We start from the raw sequence: 19,685 nt of genomic DNA, 5'->3' as shown, positions 1-19,685 counted from the left end.
TCACCTGCCCTTCGGTTGCCGGGGCGGGACGCCTTCCGGCGGCCCACCCCGGATCTGCGAAATGGTCGCCCGGATGCCACGCCGCACCCGGGGCACGGTCAACAGGACGATGCCGCCGGCCGCCAACCCGCCGACCGTCACCGCCAGGCCGGGCAACGCCCGCCCGCCCACCAGCGCGCCGACCATGGCGGTGCCGCCCACCGAGACGACGACCGCCAGGGCCGCGCGGAGCACCGTCACGTCGGCAAGCGGCTGGCCGACCACCACCCGCGCGGCGCCGAACGCGAGCACGTTCTCCGTGACGATCCCCGCCGCCCAGGCCACCGCCGCTCCGGTCGCGCCATGGCCGGGGATCAGCAGGACACCGAGCGAGACGGTGACCAGCAGTCCCGCCGAGGCCGCGGCCAGGTGCAGGCCGCTGTGCCCGCTCATCAGCAGCAGGCTCTGCACGTTCCCGACACCGGTGTTCACCAGCATGGCCACCGCGAGCACGGTCAGGGCGGTGGCCCCGGCGGTGAAATCCGCCCCGAAGATCTGTAGGAAGGCCGGGCCGTGGATCGCCAGCAGCAGGTAGACCGGCCAGGAGAGCGCCACCGCCCACCGGGTCATCTGCCGGTGCACGGTCGCCGCCGTCGCCGGCTGCCCCTGCCCGAGCAGCCGGGACAGTTGGGGCGACACCGCGACCCGCAGCCCCTGCATGGCGAGCTGACCGGCGAGGACGTAGCGACCGACCGCACCGAGGACGCCGGCCTCCGCCTGCCCGGCCAGCACCGAGGTGAGCAGCACCCCCACCCAGACCGCACCGGCGTCGATGACCACCGAGCCGGCCCGGGGCAGCGCGAAGCGCCAGAACGTCCGCCAGTCCTGCCGTCGGGGCCGCAACGCGGCTCCGCGCCCGACCGCCAGGGGACCGGCGACCAGGGCCAGCGCGGCCAGCAGGGCGAGCGCCGCCGGCACCAGCCAGCCCGCCAGCCCGGCCACCAGCCCCCAGCCGACCAGCGCCGCGACACCGACCAGCGCCGGACGGGCCAGCGGCAGCAGCACCGACTGCACCGCGAGATAGGCGCGGATCGGCCGTACGCAGCGGACGACGGCGAGCAGCAGGGTCATGCCGACCACCACCGGGACCGCGCCGAAGCTCATCGCGATCACCACGCCGCCGTCGACGTCGGGCGCGTCGAGCAGCCGGGACGCCACCGGGTCGGCCACGATCACCCCGACGGCAGCCACCAGGACGGCGACCGACAGCGGCGGGACCAGCGCCACCGGCAGGACCCGGGCCGCGTCACCGGCGGCGCCGGCCCGCCGCCTCGGCAACGTCCAGATCAGTCCGGTCTCCGCGCCCAGCGTGCACGCCGCGGCGGCCACCGTGACCACTCCGATCGCGGCGAAGAAGACGCCCGACCCGGTGGTGCCGTAGCCGCGGGTGATGACCACGGCCAGGGCGAATCCGAGGAGTCCGTTGACCGCCGCGCCGAGCAGACCGGCCACACCGGCACGCGCGCTGCGCCGTGCCTCGGCCGCGGCGTCGCTCCCGGGCCCCCGCGGCTCCACCCCGACCCCGGTCGCCGCTGCCCCGGTAGCCTCCAACCCGGCCCCGGTCGCCGGGTCGCCCTGCGAGGACGTGGCGGCGTCGGCGGGTGGGTGCGCGGCGGCGGTCACGCCGGCACCACCGGGGAGCCGGACGGCGCAGCCGGCGCATGCCCCCGGCGGGCCGCCGCCTCCCCCTCGACCAGCGCCATCGACAGGGCTACGGCGAAGAAGGCGACGGACATGTTCGGGCTCGCCATCCCGTAGAAGGGAATCTGTACCAGGCAGACCACCGGCACCACCGCCAGCCACTGGCCGGCGGCCGACGAGGCGCGGGCGCAGCGCACGGCGGCGAGCAGGAACCACGCGAGGAAGCAGACCAGCGCCGGTATCCCGTGGCCGAACAGCACCATCCAGAGTTGCCCCTGGGTGCCGACCGGCGCCTCGGCGGTGACCGTGTCGGAGCTGACCGGCCCCCCGTAGCCGAGCCACGGCGAGTCACCGATGCGGCGTACCACCTCGGCGTAGAGCGAGAACCGGTCGGTGTTGGTGTCGCTGGACCCGACCCGGTCGCCGATCAACCGGGCAACCGGGATGAACAGGGTGGTGAGCAGGCCGGCCAGCAGCACTCCCGCGACGGAGAGTCCGACCCGGACGTTGCCGCGCCGGGCGGCCCGCAGGCCGAGCACCGCCAGCCCCACGCCGAGGCTGGCGAACATCACCCGGTTCAGGGTGAGGAAGGCCGGCGCCAGCGACAGCGGCAGCGACGCCAGCAGCGCCCAACGCAGCACGCCCCGACGGCACAGCATGGTGAAGGCCACCACGCAGGGCAACGTCATCGCGTACGCGGCCCCGTAGTTGTTCGTGTAAGGGAAGGGCGCCGCCGGCCGGTAGACCGGTTCGAGGGATCTGGCGCTGTACTCGCTCGCCGTGACGTGCACCAGATCCTGGAGGTAGGCGTTGCCGGCCAGGCCGCCCGGCAGCAACACCTCGACCGGCGTGGTGAGCGCGAACCGTGGCGCCAGCACGCCCAGCCAACCCAGCGCGACCAGGCCGAACCAGAACGCGCAGAGCGGCACCAGGACCCTCGCCTGGTCGGCCTGCTCCCGGGCCAGGGTGTACACGTAGACACCGACCACCAGGGCGGTGACGTAGAAACCCAGCCGCAGGCCGAAGGCGGCCAACGAGCCCACCGACGACAGTCGGGTGGCGCTGATCACCACGAGCGCCAGGAACAGCAGCCAGATCCCGGTGGCCGGCGGCAACGGCACCCGTCCACGGAGCACCAGCAGCACGAACAGCACCGCGCCGAACACCGCCCAGCCGAGATAGAAGGCACCGGCCAGCCACCAGATCGGCATCAGACCGAACATCACCGCCAGCGGCCAGCCGGGCAGCCGGGGCGGCCCGGCGGGCCACGGCGGATCGGGATCCGGCGGCCCGCCGCCGGTCTCGTCGGTCATCGCCGGCGCGCGGGTACGCGGCACCGGGCTCAGCCCCGCCCGTCACGGGTCAGCACGAAGCCCAGCGTGGTGACCCCGGCCGCGCGCAGCCGCTCCACCAGGCGACGCAGTTCGGCCTGCCGGGTGCGGTCCCGTTCGACCACCACCACCGCGCTGCCCTGGCGGGCCACCGCGACACCCCGCTCGTCGGTCTCGGCCGGTGGCGCGTTGAAGAGCAACAGTGGTTGGTGGGCACCCTCCCGGAACGTCCCGAGCAGGACGCAGCCCGCGCCCACCCGGACCTCGCCGCCGCGCGCCTGCGCGCCGTTGGGACCCGCCGGACCGTTCGCCAGTTGCGGCAGGGCGAGCGTGGCGTCCGGGTCGGCGGACGGCCGGGCGAACGGCCGGGGCGACGGGCGAGGAGGGGCCGTGATCCGCTCGGTGATCTCGTCGGCGCTGCTCGGCGCGGTGCGCGGTTTCGGGACGGCCGGCCGGGTCGGGTCGACCGACGCCGGTAACCGGTCACGGTCGACGAGCACCGCGTCGCGCAGCCGGTCCAGCCGCCCACTGTCGTCGGCGACGAAGACCTCCCGACCGGCCACCGCGAGCGCGACCGCCAGCCTGGCCGTGATCGGTGTCGGATCCTCCCGGGCGCTGAGCACCGTCACCCGGGCCGGCTGGTGGACCCGCTCCGCGATGGCCATCGCGACGTACCGGACGTCGGCCGCGACCGGCGACCGGCGACCGGCGAACCCCCGACGACCGCGGACCGTCCCGAGCAGGGCCAGCCCGCTGGTCCGTCGGGCGTCGTCGGCCGAGCGGACCCGCGGGTCCACCGATTCCCAGGCGTACGCCACCAGGACCCCGAGGAGCACCCCGGCGAGCAGACCGGCCAGCACGAACATCGACGCCCGGCCGCCGGTGGCGACCAGCGCCGGCTCGGCGGTCCGGGTGACCCAGCCCGGATTGACGTCCACCGCCGCGATCTCGGTACGGGCCGAGTTCAGCTGGGTCAGCTGGCTGTTGATGCCGGCCAGTTCGGCCGTGGCGGTGTCGGTTCCGCCCTGACGCGCGTTGGCGACCCGCTGCTGGATCGCCGCCTGCTGCGCGACCACCTTGGCGATGCTCTCGTCGTACGAGCGGAGCATCTCGTCGCGCTGCCGCTCGTACATCGACCGGCGTACGTCGAGGTAGGACTCGGCGGCCAGGTTGACGCTGCGCACGGCCTGCGCGACGGAGCGTGCCCCGTAGGAGAAGCGCAGGATCTGGCCACCGGCGGGCACCTCGACCTCCAGGGCGTCCCGCACGTCCCGCTGGTCCTGCCCGTTCACCTCGGCCAGCCGCCGCACCACCTCCGTGCCGGTGGCGATGCCGCTCTCCACGTTCATGTTCACCGCCCGGTCGGCGGCGGCCCCGCTGGGGCTGAAGGCGTCGGTGACGACCGGCCGGACCGCCACCACCGCGCTCGCGCGGTACAGCCCGGGCACGAGGGTGACGTAGCCGAGCGCGGCGACCAGGCCCAGCACCGCGACCACCGCCACCGCCCCGATCCGGTGCAGCGGCACGCGGAGCAGGTCGCTCAACGTCACCGTGCGCTCCGCCGCTCCCCCGGTCACTGCACGGAGAAGAACATCGACGGGGTGGACCAACTCAGTCCCGGAGCCGCCGGGGCCAGCACGACGCTCGCCGCGCCGTTGACCACCGTGGCCGGGGCGGCGGTCGGGTCGAACGGCACGCCGCGCAGCGCGCCGTCGGTGGCGCCGTACACGATCCGCCCGCCGACCCAGGCCATGCCGCGCACGGTCGACCAGGTGACGCCGGTGGTGGGCAGGCTGAACTCGGTGGCACCGAGGTAGTTGCCGTCCGGCTCGAAGTACCGGTAGTAGAGCTGGTTCACGCCGGTGCGGGTGTAGTAGAGCCGCCCGTCCAGGTAGAAGGCCCCGGTCAGCAGGGCGGGGTTGAACCAGGCGTTGTAGCCGGAGGACTCCCAGGGGACCCCGACGGCGGCGCCGTTGAACATCGAGATGTCGATCCGGCTGCCGGTCGGCGTACCGGCGACAAGGTGCGACCAGTAGATCCGGTCGCTGACCCGCCAGGTGGCTCCCGCCCCGGTGTAGTTCGGCTGGCTGACGGTGGTCGGCGAGCCGATCCCGGCACCGTCGAACGGCACCTTCGCGAGCTTGCCGGCACCGACGCTCAGGTAGAGGTGGCCGGTGGTCGCGGCGGGCGGGTTCCGCGGGGCGATCGTGCGCCCGCCGGCCAGCGGAAACATGCCCAGCCGGCCGTGGTACCCGTTTCCCATGCCGTCGGAGTTGTGCCCGAAGTAGAGGCCGTCGCTGCCCCGCCAGAGCACCGGCACCTGCGAACCCCAGGACGCCGCGTCGTCGGGCAGCGCGGTGCCGCCCCGACGCCCGGGGTTCCAGTTGACCGGCATGCCGGTGGCCGGCGTGACCGCGGCGACACCGAGCCGGTCGACCGCGCCGGCGCCGGGGCGGTCACCGGCGTGCGGGTTGTTCAACCAACGGAAGTGCCCGCCCAGGTAGATGACGTTGTCGGCCACCTCGACCGAGGTGATCGTGTCGTTGCCGGTGAAGTTGACCCAGGTGCCGAGCTGGCCGGGGCCACGCGCGGCGGTCTCGAAGCGGACCAGCGCGTCGCAGTACGCGGCCGGCCAGCCGTGTGCGCCGTTGGTGCCGACGACGAACCAGCTGCCGTCCGCGCCGAACCGCACGTCCTGCACGTAGTGCACGTAGACCGTCGGCGCTCCGCAGGGCGGCGCGAACTTCTCCGTGCTCCAGTCGATCACGCTCGGGGTGCCGGTCAGGTCGATCAGCGCCATCTGCTCGCGCGGCAGGCCGTCGACAAAGCGGAAGTTGCCGCCGACGACGAGGGTGCGGCCGTCCGGGGAGACGTCGATGGTCCAGGCGTACGAGCCGGTGCCGTGCCGGCCGACGGTGGCGTCGATGGTGAACGTGGGGTCGATCGCCCCGGTGGTGGCGTTCAGCCGGGCGAGCCCGGAGTGCGGGGTGCCGTTGATCCAGTTGAAGGCGCCGGCCAGGTAGAGCCGGTTCTGGTGCAGCACCATGTCGCGGACCGTCCCGCCGTCGGCGCGGCCGACCCAGTTGGCGAGGGTCGCGCCGGTGGCCGGATCCAGCGCCACCAGGTTCCGCCGGGCCACCCCGTTGACCGTCTTGAACGCCCCGCCAACGATCAGCGTGCCACCCGGGCCGGCGATCAACGCGTTGGCCGCGCCGTCGAGGACCGGTCGGAACGAGGTGGAGATCGCCCCGGTCCTCCGGTCGTACGCGAACAGGTAGCGCTGGACGATCCACGGCGAGCCGGCCGTCTGACGGATCCGGGTGAAGCTGCCGCCCACGTACACCGTGTTGCCGACCTCGGCGAAGGCGCGGGCCTCACCGGTTCCGGCGTGCGGGGTGTGGTCGGCGGGGTTCGTCGAGACCAGGGTGCCCGGCTCGGGGACCGGCAGCACGGCCGCGGATGTCGCGGTGGGCACGGCCAGCACGGCCGCGACGGTTGTCAACGCGATGATCCCGGCCCGGATTCGGGGCCGACGGGCGGGACACCACGGCAAGGACAATCTGCGCACACTGGACCTCCGGAGTGGACAAGGATGCACGTAGCGTCCCTCGTCCACTCCGGAGCGCGACATCCACCGATTGGGTGACCAGTGGCTCTAAAACCGGGCAAATCTATCGGCCGGTCGGATGCCCGACAGCCACCGCCGCAGCGTGGACCGCCTCAGCTCAGCGGCCCCCTCCGGTAGGTTGCCGCAGGTAGCTGTCCCGCCCGGCGGCGGCGAACCCGGTCAACGCCGCCGCGTCGTGGTTCATGGTCATGTTGCAGGTGCCCGTCGACCGGGTCATGCCCGGCGAGTTGAAGTAGATCGCCGCCTTGAGCTGGGGATGTGCCTTCAGGGCCGCCGGGAACTCCTCGAACCAGCGCTGCTTGGCGGTCGGGTCGCCGGCGTCGAAGTTGGTGCCGAACTCGGCCAGCATCCGCGGCTTGCCCGCGCCGATGCCCTGCTCGTCCAGCCAGCGGTAGAAGGAGCCGATCGTCGCGCTCGGGCTCCGCCAGACCGGGTTGCCGTTACAGACGTGGAAGTTGTACGGGTCCCAGGCCACCCAGTCGACGTAGCGGTCACCGGGATAGAGCCCCGCGTACCGGTGGTGGTGGCCGGACCAGCCCATCATCGTCCACACCCAGACCGCGTTGCTGGCGCCGGCCGCGGCGAACCGGTCGTGCACGTACCGGAAGGCCCGGACGAAGTCCGCGTCGCTGCCCTTGGCCGGCTCGTCCTCCGGCTCGTGGTCGAAACCCATGAACACCGGCACGCCGGTCGCCCTGATCCGGCCGGCGACCGCGTCGATGGTCGCGTCGTACCGTCCGCTGTAGATGTCCTTCCAGGTCAGCACCGCCCCGGAGGAGAAGATCCGACTCTCCCAGGCGAAGAACATCATCCGGCCGTCACGCATCTGCTGCTGTTGGTAGGCGTCCGGGAAGGCGCCGTTGCTGCCGGTGTTGGAGAAGTCGTGGTAGCGGTGGACGATGTCGAAGGTCCGCCCCACCTGCGCCTCGATGTCGGTGATCGCCCGGCCGTGGTCCCAGGTCGCCGGGTTGGTCGGCGAGTACATCCCCCACCACGCCCCGCACGACGGGACCAGCTTCTCCGAAACCGTCCCGCACCGGCTCGCACCCGCCGCCGGGGGCGTCGGCGGCGTCGGGCTGGCGCTGGGGCTCGCCGGGGTGGGGCTCACGCTGGGCGAGACGCTCGGCGGGGCGGGCACCCGGCTGGGTGCGACCGTGGGCGCGGATGACGCGGTGGGCGAGGCCGCCGTCGGACGGGCCTGCCCGCCATAGCTGATCAGCAGGCGGGGGCGCAGCTCCGGGTTGCGGTTCTCCGCCGAGGCCCAGTAGACGCGGGTGGCCAGTCCGCTCTGCGCCAGCGACACCGTCCAGGTGCCGTTGCCGGTGACCAGCCCCGACACGTCCCACTCGTTGAAGCCCCGCCCGACCCCGGTGACCGCGTCCAGGGCCGTGCCGACCGGCGCGGGCAGCGGTCGCGCCGCGCGGGCGTCGAGCCGGGAGGCGTACGCGGTCACCGTCGCGTCGAACGCCTGCCAGGCGTGCACCCGCAGCACCGCGCGGACGTCCACCGCGTTCGCGGGCAGCGACGTCACCGAGAATTCGAGGACCGCCTCCCGGGCACCGCGCGGGTTGCCGTCACACCGGGCCGGGCAGGTCGCCAGCGTCGACTTGACGCTGTTGTCGCCGTCCTGCGGCACCATCGTGGCGGTGGTGTCGGCCACCACCGGGATCGAGAGGTCGTCGGCGGCCCAGAGGGGCACCATGGTCGCCGCCAAGCCCAGCACCACCGTCGTGCCGAGGACGCCGAGGACCACGCCCTTGCGCCGGGGCCCACGAGGCCGGATGAGGCGGTGCAGTCCACGTCTAGCCACGAATACTCCTTGTGTCGCGACGATAACGCTGAGCAGCGTAACGACGCGCCAGAAGCAGCTCGCGGACGACAGCACAACCAAAGCGTGTCTTAACCGCCCCCTAAGACATCCCAGCTCAGGGCACTTTGTTGCCCGATCGTCGGCGGCTCGGCGGCCCCGCTCCGGGATGTCACGCCGCCCCGCCATCGCTCACGCAGAGAAGCGCCACCGCACAGGCGAGCGACGGTCAGCTGGCGCAGGCGGCAGCCAGCGCGGCGGCCATCGCGGGGCGGGGAGCAGGGACGCCGGTGAACTGCTCGAACTGGCCGATCGCCTGGGCCAGCAGCAGGTCGAGGCCGGAGACGACGGGGCAGCCGGCCGCCGCGGCGGAGGCGGCCAGCGGGGTCGGCCAGGGGTCGTAGATCGCGTCGAAGAGCACCGTGCCCGGCCGCCAGCGCACGGCGCCGGCCAGCTCGTCGGCGGCCCCCTTGGGCACTGTGGAGATCACCAGGTCGGCGCTGGCCAGGGCGGGCGCGTCGGACCACGGCGCGGCGCTCATGGCCAGCCCGAGCGCGGTGGCGACCGGCGTCAGCTCGGCCACCGCCGCCGGGCGGCGGGCCACCACGGTCACGCCGGCCGCGGGCAGCCGGGCCGCGGCGGCCAGCGCGGCCCGGGCGGTGCCCCCCGCGCCCAGCACGGTGACTGTCGCGCCCTCGCGTACGCCCGCCCCGGCCAGCACCTCGACCATGCCGCTGACGTCGGTGTTGTCCGCGTACCAGGAGCCGTCGGGGCGGCGTACCAGCGTGTTGGCCGCGCCCACGGCGGCGGCCACCGGCGAGACCTCGGCGGCCACCGCGAGCGCCGCCTCCTTGCCCGGCATGGTCACCGACAGCCCGGCCCACTCCGGGCCCAGGCCGGCGACGAGATCGGGCAGCTCCGCCGCCGCGCACTCGATCCGGGTGTACGACCATCCGTCGAGGCCGGCGGCGGCGTAACCGGCGTTGTGGATCACCGGGGAGAGCGAGTGCGCGATCGGCTTGCCGAGCACCGCCGCCCGCCGCGCGACCGTCACGAGATGATCCCGGCCGCCCGCGCCCTGGCCTCGTTCTTCTGGTGGCCCGCGTAGGTCTCGGCGAAGGCGGAGTTGCCCTCCTTGTCGATCGCCACGAAGAAGAGCCAGTCCCCGGCCGGCGGATCCATCGCGCCCTCCAGCGCGTCCTTGCCCGGGTTGTTGATCGGGGTGGGGATCATGCCCCGCAGCTTGCGGTTGTACGGGTTCTTCGGGTTGTCGAGATCGCTCTGGGTCATCTGGCTGGAGGTCTTGCCCGCCTGCCCGATCGACTCGAAGTAGTAGTTGACCGTGACGTCCATCTCCAGGCAGCTGCAGTCGAAGCCACCCTTGTACACCCGGTTGTAGGCGACCCGGGCGACCTTGCCGAGATCCTTCTTGGTGCCGGCCTCGGCCTGAGCCAGCGACGCCACGATCAGCGCCTCGTACGGGCTGATCCCGCCGCGTTCCTTCTGCACCCGGTCGGCGAACTCCATCTGCCCGGTGACCGTGAGGAAATGGTCGACCATCTGCCCGAGGATGGCCTCCGCGGTGGCGTCCGGCGGGATCTCGTAGGTGTCCGGGTAGAGGAAGCCCTCGATGGACTTCTTGGACTTCTTGCCGTCCTCCCGCTTGAACCACCAGTCCGGTACGCCGAGCTTCTCCGGGTCCTTCGCGGCGGCCTCGAACTCCTTGACCGGGATGTCGGTCTTCTCGCTGAGCAGCTTGAAGATGTTCTTGGCGGTGCGCCCCTCGGGGATGGTCACCCCGTTGATGATCCGATTCTGCGGGTCGAGCATCGCCGCGAGGGCGTTCGCGCCGCTCATCTCCTTGCGCAGCTTGTACGTGCCGGGCTGGATGTTGCGGCTACGGGAATTGTCCTCGGCCGCCTTGATGAACGCCTTGGTGCTCTTGATGACGCCGGCGTCGTAGAGCGCGACGGCCATGTCGGCCAGGAACGCGCCCTGCGGGATCTGGACCGTGACGTCCTCGGTGCCCGTGCCGTCGAAGTCCGGGGTGACGAAGTAGTTCTGGATCCGGTCGAAGCCGTAGAAGGCGCCGCCGCCGATGCCGCCGAGCAGCACCAACGCCAGCAGCAGAGCCAGGATTGTCTTGCCCCGACCGCCGCCGGAACGGCCACCACGCCGGCGGCCTCGGCGGTGCCGGCCCTTCTCCCCCCGGTCCTGCTCGTCGTACCCGAGGTCCAGGTCGTCGATCATTACGTCCGCCTCCGCTGCGCGTCCAGCCAGCTCTGCAGAATCTCCACCGCGGCGGCCTGGTCGACCACCGCGCGTTGCTTCTTCCCCCGGACACCTCGTTCGGCAAGCCTACGGCTCGCCACGACCGTGGACATCCTCTCGTCGGCCAGCGTCACCGCAACAGGCGCTATCACATCGGCCAGGAGCCGAGCGTACGCCTTCGCGTGCTCCGCCGCGGGGCCATGCCGGCCGGCCAGGTTGACCGGAAGGCCGACCACCACCTCCACCGCCTCGTGCTCGGCGACCAGCGCGGCAAGCTCGGCGATGTCCGACGGCACCGCCTCTGGCCTGGGGTTCTGCTCCCTGGCGAGGGTGACCAGCGGGGTGGCGAGCACCCCGTGCGGATCCGACCGGGAGACCCCGATCCGGACCTGGCCGACGTCCACGCCCAGCCGCACCCCCCGGGACAACTCAGTCACCGAACGTCACCCCTGTCGAGAAACGCGTCAGGGCGGACCGATCGGTCCGCCCTGACCCCGCCTTGCCGGTAACTCACGCCTCGGCGATCGCCTTCTCGACCGTGAGCAGGAGGTTCGGTACCTCCGACTCGGGCAGCCCGCCGCCCTGGGCGAGATCCGGGCTGCCGCCACCGCGCCCGGAGAACGCGGCCTTGACCAGATCGCTCGCGGCCAGCCCCCGGCCCCGGGCCGCCGCGTTGACCGCCACCACCAGGGACGCCTTGCCGTTGGACCGGGCCGCCACGGCGACCACGCCCGGCCGGGCCGGGTCGATCCGGCCCCGGATCTCCTGGGCCAGGGTGCGGACGTCGTTGCCGGCCGCCCCCTCGGGCGCCTCGATGCCGACGTAGGCGACCCCGCGCACGTCCTTGGCCTGCGCGGCGAAGGCCGCCGCGCCGCCGAGCACCAGCTGGGCGCGGAGCTTCTCCAGCTCCTTCTCGGCGTCGCGCAGCTGGGTGACGGTCTGCTCGACCCGGTCGGCGACCTGCTCCGAGGGGACCCGGTACAGCTCGGCGAGGCGGGCGACCAGCAGGTGCTCGCGGGCCAGGAAGTTGAACGCGTCCATGCCGACCAGCGCCTCGACCCGGCGTACGCCGGAACCGATGGACGACTCGGAGAGGATCTTGACGACCCCGAGCTGGCCGGAGCGGGCCACGTGGGTGCCGCCGCAGAGTTCGCGGGCGTAGTCGCCGACCTCGACCACCCGGACCTGCTCGCCGTACTTCTCGCCGAAGAGCGCCATGGCGCCGATGCGGCGCGCCTCCTCCAGCGAGGTGACGAAGGCGTGCACCTCCAGGTCGGCCAGGAGCACCTCGTTGACCTGCTGCTCCACGTCGCGCAGCACGCTCGGCGCCACCCCGGTGGCGGTGTTGAAGTCGAACCGCAGCCGACCCGGGGCGTTCAGCGAGCCGGCCTGGGTGGCGGACTCGCCGAGGAAGTTGCGCATGGTCTGGTGCACCAGGTGGGTCGCGGTGTGCGAGCGGGAGATGGCCCGCCGCCGGCTGGTGTCGATCTCGGCGTAGCCGGTCTCCCCCGGGCGTACCTCGCCCCGGATCACCCGGGCCCGGTGCACGATCAACCCCGGCACCGGCTGCTGCACGTCGAGGACCTCGACCTGGCCGCCGCCGACCGTGATCATGCCCAGGTCGGGCTGCTGCCCGCCGCCCTCGGCGTAGAACGGGGTGGTGTCGAGGACCAGCTCGACCGTGTCGCCCTCGACCGCCGCCGCGCGCGGGCCGTCGGTGCCGAGCACCGCCCGCACCGTCGACTCGCGGGCCACCTCGGTGTAGCCGGTGAAGGTCACCGGCCCGCCGGCGTCGAGCACCGACCGGTACGCCGACAGGTCGGTGTGGCCGGTCTTGCGGGCCTGCGCGTCGGCCTTGGCCCGGGCCCGCTGGTCGGCCATCAGCCGGCGGAAGCCCTCCTGGTCGACGTCGAGCCCCTGCTCGGCCGCGATCTCCAGGGTCAGGTCGATCGGGAAGCCGTACGTGTCGTGCAGCTGGAACGCCTTCTCACCGGAGAGCGCCGGGCCACCGGCGGTCCGGGTCTCGGCGATCGCGGTGTCCAGGATCGTGGTGCCGGCCCGCAACGTGGCCAGGAAGGCATCCTCCTCCGCGTACGCGTACGCGGAGATCCGGTCGAAGTCGGCGGCCAGCTCCGGGTAGGACGGGGCCATGCAGTCCCGGGCCACCGGCAGCAGCTCCGGCATCGCCTTGTCCTGCCAGCCGAGCAGCCGCACCGCCCGGATCGCCCGACGCATGATCCGCCGCAGCACGTACCCGCGGCCCTCGTTGCCCGGGGTCACCCCGTCGCCGATCAGCATCAGCGCGGTGCGCACGTGGTCGGCGACCACCCGCAGCCGCACGTCGTCCGGGTGCGACTGGTTGGCCGCGTGCCCCGAGTGCGCGCCGTAGCGCTTGCCGGTCAGCTCGGCCGCCCGCTCCAGGATCGGCCGGACCTCGTCGATCTCGTACAGGTTGTCGACGCCCTGGAGGATCGAGGCCATCCGCTCCAGGCCCATGCCGGTGTCGATGTTCTTCGCCGGCAGCTCGCCGAGGATCGGGAAGTTCTCCTTGTCGGTGCCCGGGCCCCGCTCGAACTGCATGAAGACGAGGTTCCAGAACTCCAGGAAACGGTCCTCGTCGACCTCCGGGCCGCCTTCGAGGCCGTACGCCGGGCCCCGGTCGTAGTACAGCTCGGAACACGGGCCGCACGGGCCCGGGATGCCCATCGACCAGAAGTTGTCCTTCTTGCCGCGACGCACGATCCGCTCGGCCGGCACGCCGGTGCGCCGCCAGATGTCGTACGCCTCGTCGTCGTCGAGGTAGACCGTCGCCCAGATCCGCTCCGGGTCCAGCCCGAAGCCGCCCGCCTCGACCGACTTGGTGGCCAGCTCCCAGGCGAGCGGGATCGCCCCGTCCTTGAAGTAGTCGCCAAAGGAGAAGTTGCCGTTCATCTGGAAGAACGTGCCGTGCCGGCTGGTCTTGCCGACCTCGTCGATGTCCGGCGTACGGATGCACTTCTGCACGCTGACCGCCCGCCGGTACGGCGGGGTCTGCTGGCCCAGGAAGTAGGGGACGAACTGCACCATGCCGGCGTTGACGAACAGCAGGTTCGGGTCGCTGATGGCGGGCAGCGGAGCGGACGGCACCACGGCATGGCCGTTCGCCTCGAAGTGGGCGAGGTATCGCCGCTTGATCTCCGCCGTCTTCATCGCTGGTGTTCCTCCGGAAAGATGTCGCTGTCACCGAGGCGCGGCTCACCGCGCAGCTCGGCGAACTGGTCGTCGAACGCCTCACCGTGGGCGAACGCCTCGTGGATCTCCTGCTCCCGCTCGGCCATTCCGGCCCGCACGTCCGCCACGAAGCTACGCAGCTCCTCGACCAGACCGCCAGCGGATTCCGAGAGGTTGTCGGCGATGCCGGCCGGGGTGTACGCGCGGGCGGCGCGGGTCGCCTTGCGGACCACCACCACACCGACGGCCAGCCCCACTCCCAGCCAGAACAGGCGCTTCATGCTCGTACCTCCCGGTCCTGCGCCGGTCAGCGGTTTCCGCGCCGGGAGGCGCGCCGCTGGGCCTTGATGGTGTCGCGGACCTCGCGTTCGGTCTCGGCGTGCCGGCGGGCCGCGGCGGCCTTGCGCACCCCGTAGCCGAACGCGGCCACCTTGACCAGCGGGTTGGCCGCGGCGGCGGAGACGACGGCGACCAGGTTGGCGACGTTGGCGCTGATGTTCTGCGCGTTACTGGTCATGTTGTCGACCTTGGCGAGCTGGAGGTTCAGTCCGTCGAGCGACGTCTGCACCTGCTCCAGCGTGACGTTGACGTTGCGCACCGTCGTGTTCACGTCGCCGAGCAGCGGGCCGGTCCGGTCGTTGAGGTCGCTGATCATCCGGGTGGTGGCGTCCACGGTGTGCCGCAGCCGCAGGATGGGCAGCGTCAGGATCAACACCAGCATCGCGAACGCGATCGCCGCGATCAACGCCGCGATCTCCAAAATGCCCACGCCTGTCCTCCTCAACCAGTGTCCCGGGGCCGCACGATCCCCCGAGACGCACGACCGTCTCGCCCACGCCAACCGCCCGGTGGCCCGCCGAGGATCGGCGGAAGCACGCGCGCCACCAGAACCAGACCCTACCGTCCGTGATGACGATCGGCTCAGGACGGTGGGGACGGCGTCAACTCGCCCAACGGGTCCTCGTCCAGCGTCGGGTACGGGTCCACACCGGTCAGTGACGGGTCGGTGCTCGGCTGTGGTCTGGTCCGCTCGTCGTCGATCGCGTTGCGGACCTTCACCGACACCAACGATCCGGTGCACTCCTCGGCCGCGGTCTCCGGATCAAGAGACGGTACGACCGCCGGCTCGCCGTCCACCGGCGGCGGTACGCAGGTGGGCGACCGGACCCAGAGGTCGAGGGTCAACTCATCCTGCCGCCAGCAGGTGTAACTGCCCTTCTCCTGCTGTTCGGGGCAGTACTGCGGCGTCCACGGCTGCCAGCCGTCCTCGCGCAGCGCGGCCTCGTACGCCTGGGCCGTCTCCTCCGGCGACCGCTCGGAGTTGACGGTGCGTTCCCGCAGCCGGCAGTCGAGCAGGCACCAGGGGCTGCCGCTGACGTCGTCGACCGGGCCGGCCGCGGCCCAGGTCGGCACGTCCAGGTCGTCCAGCGAGACGAAGACCGGGTCCCGGTCCATCATCTGCATACCGAAGTACGCCGGAACGCCGCCGAACAGGATCATGCTGACCGCCACCAGGATGACGGCGCGCAGCCGCTGGTTGCCGTGGCTCTGCCGGCGTGGCTCCGTACCGGCGCCGGACCGGTCGTCCTCGGGCCGGTCGGCGTCCGGCGTCGCCGGCTCGACGGGCCGGCGCACGTCCGGCTCGCCGGGCCGGGGACCGGCCGGGTCGACGGGCGCGACGACGGCGGCGGCCCGGGCCACCGCCGGGCCCTCGGCGGCGCGCGGCGGCACGGGGGGGACACCGGACGGCTCGGGTCGGGCCGGGTTCCGGTGCGGCGGGGCGGCCCGGCCGGCCAACCGGTCGTCGGGCCGGGGGAGGCGGCGGTGGCCCGAGCCACCGCCGGCGCGTTGGGTGCTCCGGGGCGCTCCCCGGGGGCGCGGATCGGGCCACCGGGTGCGGGACCGACCGGCGCGCCGACGCCGGGGCGGAGCGGACCGATGTCGGGGCGGAGCGGACCGATGTCGGGGCGGGCCGGACCGGCGTCGCCCCGGGCGGCGTCCGGGTCGGGGCCGACCGGGGCCTCGGGGCGGGCCGCGCCCCGGGCCGGGCCGGGTGGCATGCCGCCGGGACGACCGGGACCGCCGGCCACCCCGTCGGGCCGGGCAGCGCCGCGCGGCGGACCAGCCGGCGCACCGTCGGTGCGGCCTCCCCTCGCCGGCCCCGGCGGCATCCCGTCCGGGCGGGCGGCGCCGCGGGGCGGGATGTCCGGGCGGCCAGGTGCCCGGGTACGGCCGGTCGGCGGCTCCGCTCCGGGGCGGCCGGCCGGCGGCTCGTTCCCACCCGGGCCGGCGGCGGGTGGCCCGGCCATCGGTGCCGAACGCCCGCGACCCGGCGGTCCGTCGGCGCGGCGCGCGGCGGCGGCCGGGTTCTCCGGTCCGGAGTCGACGCCCCGACGCCCATCAGCGGGCGGGCGGCCCGGCGCGGCGCCCGGGTTCGGACGGTTGGCCGGGGCCCCGCCGGGGGCCTCCACGCCTCGACGGTCACCGATCACCGGGGTGCCGCCCGACGGGGTGCCGCCGGCCCGTCCCGCCGGCGGCGCTCCGGCCGCTGTCCCGGGCGGCGCGGCCCGCCGTTTGATCGTCGGCAGCGCCGGGTCGGTGTGGTGGGGGCGACCGGCCTGTCGCAGCCAGTCGGCCGGCCGCTCCGGGCGGCCGGCCCGGCCCTCGCCGGGTCGCGCGACCGGCGGCCGTTCCCCGGTGTCACCGCTGGCCGCACCGCGCCCGGAGACCGAATCGTCGTCGGCCGCCCGCCGGCCCCGGACCGGGGTGTCCTCCGTCTCGGCCGCGCGGTGACCGCCCACCGGTGCGTCCATCGTGTCGGCTGACCGGCGGCCCGTCCCCGGCAGCTCCGCCTCCGGCGCCACCCGGCGGCCCCGCGCCGGCGGCGTCGGCTCATCTGGCGCGGCCCGGCGGCCCCGTGGCGGATCCTCCCCGCGTTCGGGCCCGGCGGCGGGGCTGGCGGGCACACCGGGAAGCGGCGGTGCGTTGCCGGACAGCGGCACCACCGGCTGGTCGGCCGCGGTGTCTGCGGCACGGCGACGGCCGCCCCGCCGGCCGCCGGCCGGGGCACCGGCCGGTCCACCGCTGGCGGGCAGCAGGCCCGACGCCGTCCGGCCAGGACCGCCGGTCGGGTCGGTGGGGGGCGTGGGGTCGTCCATGGCACGCCGCCCCCGCCGGGGTGCCGGCGGTTCCGGAAGACCGGCCGAGCCCGGCCCGGCGGCCACCTCCGGCAGGCCGGGTCCGTGGGTCGGCTCGGCGTCGAGGGGCGCGGCCCGACGCGAGCCGGCCGGCATGCCGCTCGGCCGGCCGGCGGGCATCCGGCGGGGTGCCGGTGGGCCGGGCACCGGACCGGTTGGCGCTCCGGCCGCCGGTCCGACCGGAGCGCCGGAGGTCGGGCCGGTCGGAGAGCCGGGGAACGGGCCGGTCGGGGGGCCGGAGAGCGGTGGCTCGGGGGGCGGCCCCGGCCGCGACCGCCGGCCCGGTGGCCCGGCGTCGGGCTGCGGCCAGCCGCCGGTCGGGCTCTTCGGCGGGCCGGGATCGTGCCGGCCGGCGACGGGCGGACCGGGATACGGCGGGGTTGCCGGTGGCCGCTCGCGGGATTCGGCGGGCGGCCGCGCGGGGAGCTGGCCGGCGGGCGGCCGGGGACCGGCAGCGGGCACCGGACCGGCGGGCGGCGGCGGGCCCGCGGGCGGCCGGGCCGCCGGGGAGCCGGGCCAGGGGCCGTCGGCCGGTCGGGATCGTGGCGGTTCGGCCGTTCCCCGGCGCAGCGGGGGCGCGGCGGCCGGGCCGGCCGCCGGATCCGACGGGGTGGGGCGGGCCGGCGGCGCCTGTCCGCGACCGCCGGGGGTCGGTGGCGGGATCGGCCCGGCCGGCGGCACCGGCGCCGAGCGGCCGGCGGGGCCAGGACGGCCGGCGGGGACCGGGCCGGAGCGGCCGGGTGGCGCGAGGCCAGGGCGGTCCGGGCCGGGGTGAGCCGGGCCGGATGGCGCTGCCGGGCCCGGGCGGGGGCAGCGGGCGCCTCGGGCATCGGCGTCACGCCGTCGGGACCCAGCTCGCCGCGCTGCTGCTTGGCCGAGCGCAGGTCGTCGATCCAGCCGAAGTCCTCGCCGGCGGCCGGCTCCTCCGGGGCGGCCTCGGTCTTGCCCCGGCCCCAGCGACGGGCCTTGCCGCGCGGCTCCTCCGGGCCGTCCTCCGGTCGCTCCGACGATCTCACTGTTGACCCTTCCCGTCGGCGCTACCGCCGACCTGTTCCACGACGCCGACGCCCGTTGCCGCAGGCCGGTCACCGTCGACTTCGGACGGCGTCGGGGCCTCGGCCCGGTCGCCCGCTGGCGACGCTTCCGTACGGGCGGGGCTCGGTAGCCCGCGGACGATCCGGCGCAGCAACGGCAGCCGGGTGGCCACCGCCCGCTCCGCGCCGTGCTGGCTCGGCCGGTAGTAGTCGGTGCCGATCAGGTCGTCCGGCACGTACTGCTGGTTGACCACGCCCCGCTGGTCGTCGTGCGGGTAGCGGTATCCGGTGCCGTGGCCGAGCCCCCGCGCGCCGGCGTAGTGCGCGTCGCGCAGGCCCCGGGGCACCGGGCCACCGCGGCCGGCCCGCACGTCGGCGATCGCGGCGCCGATCGCGCTGGTGGCCGAGTTCGACTTGGGCGCGGTGGCCAGGTGGATCACCGCCTGGGCGAGGTTGAGCTGCGCCTCGGGCAGGCCGACGTACTCCACCGCGTGGGCAGCGGCGGTGGCCACGCCGAGGGCGGCCGGGTCGGCCATGCCGACGTCCTCGCTGGCGAAGATCACCAGCCGCCGGGCGATGAACCTGGCGTCCTCGCCGGCGACCAGCATCCGGGCCAGCCAGTGCAGCGCGGCGTCCACGTCCGAGCCCCGCATGCTCTTGATGAAGGCGCTGGTCACGTCGTAGTGGGCGTCGCCCGCGCGGTCGTAGCGCACCGCCGCGGTGTCGACCGCCCGCTCGGCCGTGGGCAGGTCGATCCGCCCGCTGCCGAGCGCGGTGGCCGAGCCGGCCGCCGCCTCCAGCGCGGTGAGCGCCTTGCGGACGTCCCCGCCGGCCAGCCGGACGAGGTGGTCCTCGGCCTCCGAGGTGAGGGTGAGCGCACCGGCCAGACCACGCTCGTCGGTCATCGCCCGCCGCAGCAGGGCGCGGACCGCCGCGTCGTCGAGGGGGTGCAGGGTGAGCAGGACGCACCGGGACAGCAGCGGGGAGATGACCGAGAAGTACGGGTTCTCCGTGGTGGCCGCGAGCAGCGTGACGGTGCGGTCCTCGACCGCGGCGAGCAGCGAATCCTGCTGGGTCTTGCTGAACCGGTGCACCTCGTCGATGAAGAGCACCGTCGGCGGGCCACCCGAGCGCCGCTGCCGCCGGGCGGTGTCGATCACGGCCCGGACGTCCTTCACCCCCGCCGTGAGCGCCGACATGGCGACGAAGCGCCGGTCGGTGGCCCCGGCCACCAGGTGGGCGATGGTGGTCTTGCCGCTGCCCGGCGGTCCCCACAGGATGACCGACATCGGCGCGCTCCCGGCGACGAGTTGCCGCAGGGGCGCGCCGGGGGTGAGCAGGTGCTCCTGACCGACCAGCTCGTCCAGGTCGGCCGGGCGCATCCGGACGGGCAGCGGCGCATCCGGCGCGACCGCGGTGAAGCTGCCGACGCCGCCGGAACCCGCCACCGCACTGGGCGCTGCGGCGGGTTCACCGAGGGTGAAGAGGGCGTCGGACTCCATCACGAGAACAGTACCGGGCTCGGCC

At 74.4% G+C, this 19,685-nt stretch carries 13 protein-coding genes; all 13 read right to left on the bottom strand.

Annotation, left to right across the window (positions count from 1 at the left end; translation table 11 throughout):
• On the bottom strand, positions 1-1,590 hold the full coding sequence (locus ACQPYA_RS11340) for a lipopolysaccharide biosynthesis protein (RefSeq protein ID WP_433533470.1): 1,590 nt from the start codon (positions 1,588-1,590) through the stop codon (positions 1-3).
• Between the two features lie 68 nt (positions 1,591-1,658).
• Positions 1,659-2,993 carry an O-antigen ligase family protein gene (locus ACQPYA_RS11335; protein WP_433532568.1) on the bottom strand — a complete coding sequence of 445 codons (1,335 nt, stop codon included), beginning with the start codon at positions 2,991-2,993 and terminating at the stop codon, positions 1,659-1,661.
• Positions 2,994-3,022: 29 nt separating this feature from the next.
• Positions 3,023-4,561, bottom strand: coding sequence for a lipopolysaccharide biosynthesis protein (locus tag ACQPYA_RS11330; protein ID WP_433532567.1), 1,539 nt, complete (start codon positions 4,559-4,561; stop codon positions 3,023-3,025).
• A gap of 23 nt (positions 4,562-4,584) precedes the next feature.
• Complete coding sequence (locus ACQPYA_RS11325) at positions 4,585-6,522, bottom strand: delta-60 repeat domain-containing protein (RefSeq protein WP_433533469.1); 1,938 nt, start codon at positions 6,520-6,522, stop codon at positions 4,585-4,587.
• Between the two features lie 214 nt (positions 6,523-6,736).
• On the bottom strand, positions 6,737-8,449 hold the full coding sequence (locus tag ACQPYA_RS11320; protein WP_433532566.1) for a glycoside hydrolase: 1,713 nt from the start codon (positions 8,447-8,449) through the stop codon (positions 6,737-6,739).
• Positions 8,450-8,675: 226 nt separating this feature from the next.
• The gene (locus ACQPYA_RS11315; RefSeq protein ID WP_433532565.1) at positions 8,676-9,500 is read right to left on the bottom strand and encodes a shikimate dehydrogenase; all 825 of its coding nucleotides are present in this window, start codon (positions 9,498-9,500) and stop codon (positions 8,676-8,678) included.
• A complete protein-coding gene (mltG, locus tag ACQPYA_RS11310) occupies positions 9,497-10,696 on the bottom strand; it encodes an endolytic transglycosylase MltG (RefSeq protein ID WP_433532564.1) in 1,200 nt (399 codons plus the stop codon). Before mltG ends, ACQPYA_RS11315 begins: the two co-directional genes overlap by 4 nt.
• Complete coding sequence (gene ruvX, locus ACQPYA_RS11305; RefSeq protein WP_433532563.1) at positions 10,696-11,154, bottom strand: Holliday junction resolvase RuvX; 459 nt, start codon at positions 11,152-11,154, stop codon at positions 10,696-10,698. Before ruvX ends, mltG begins: the two co-directional genes overlap by 1 nt.
• Before the next feature lie 73 nt (positions 11,155-11,227).
• Positions 11,228-13,906 (bottom strand): alanine--tRNA ligase, encoded by a 2,679-nt coding sequence (gene alaS, locus ACQPYA_RS11300; RefSeq protein WP_433532562.1) that lies wholly within the window; start codon positions 13,904-13,906, stop codon positions 11,228-11,230.
• Positions 13,903-14,208 carry a hypothetical protein gene (locus tag ACQPYA_RS11295; RefSeq protein WP_433532561.1) on the bottom strand — a complete coding sequence of 102 codons (306 nt, stop codon included), beginning with the start codon at positions 14,206-14,208 and terminating at the stop codon, positions 13,903-13,905. The genes alaS and ACQPYA_RS11295 overlap by 4 nt, the downstream gene beginning before the upstream one ends.
• Positions 14,209-14,234: 26 nt before the next feature.
• Positions 14,235-14,696: a DUF948 domain-containing protein gene (locus ACQPYA_RS11290; RefSeq protein ID WP_433532560.1), complete on the bottom strand. Its 462-nt coding sequence runs from the start codon at positions 14,694-14,696 to the stop codon at positions 14,235-14,237.
• 152 nt (positions 14,697-14,848) lie between these two features.
• Complete coding sequence (locus ACQPYA_RS11285; RefSeq protein ID WP_433533468.1) at positions 14,849-15,562, bottom strand: hypothetical protein; 714 nt, start codon at positions 15,560-15,562, stop codon at positions 14,849-14,851.
• Positions 15,563-18,136: 2,574 nt separating this feature from the next.
• Positions 18,137-19,660, bottom strand: coding sequence for a replication-associated recombination protein A (locus tag ACQPYA_RS11280; RefSeq protein ID WP_433532559.1), 1,524 nt, complete (start codon positions 19,658-19,660; stop codon positions 18,137-18,139).
• Positions 19,661-19,685: the final 25 nt, after the last annotated feature.

This window comes from Micromonospora sp. CA-263727 (assembly GCF_050942455.1).
In the GTDB taxonomy this organism is placed as follows: domain Bacteria; phylum Actinomycetota; class Actinomycetes; order Mycobacteriales; family Micromonosporaceae; genus Micromonospora.
Note: the sequence above shows the minus strand (reverse complement) of the source record. Positions and strands in the feature narration are given on the sequence as shown.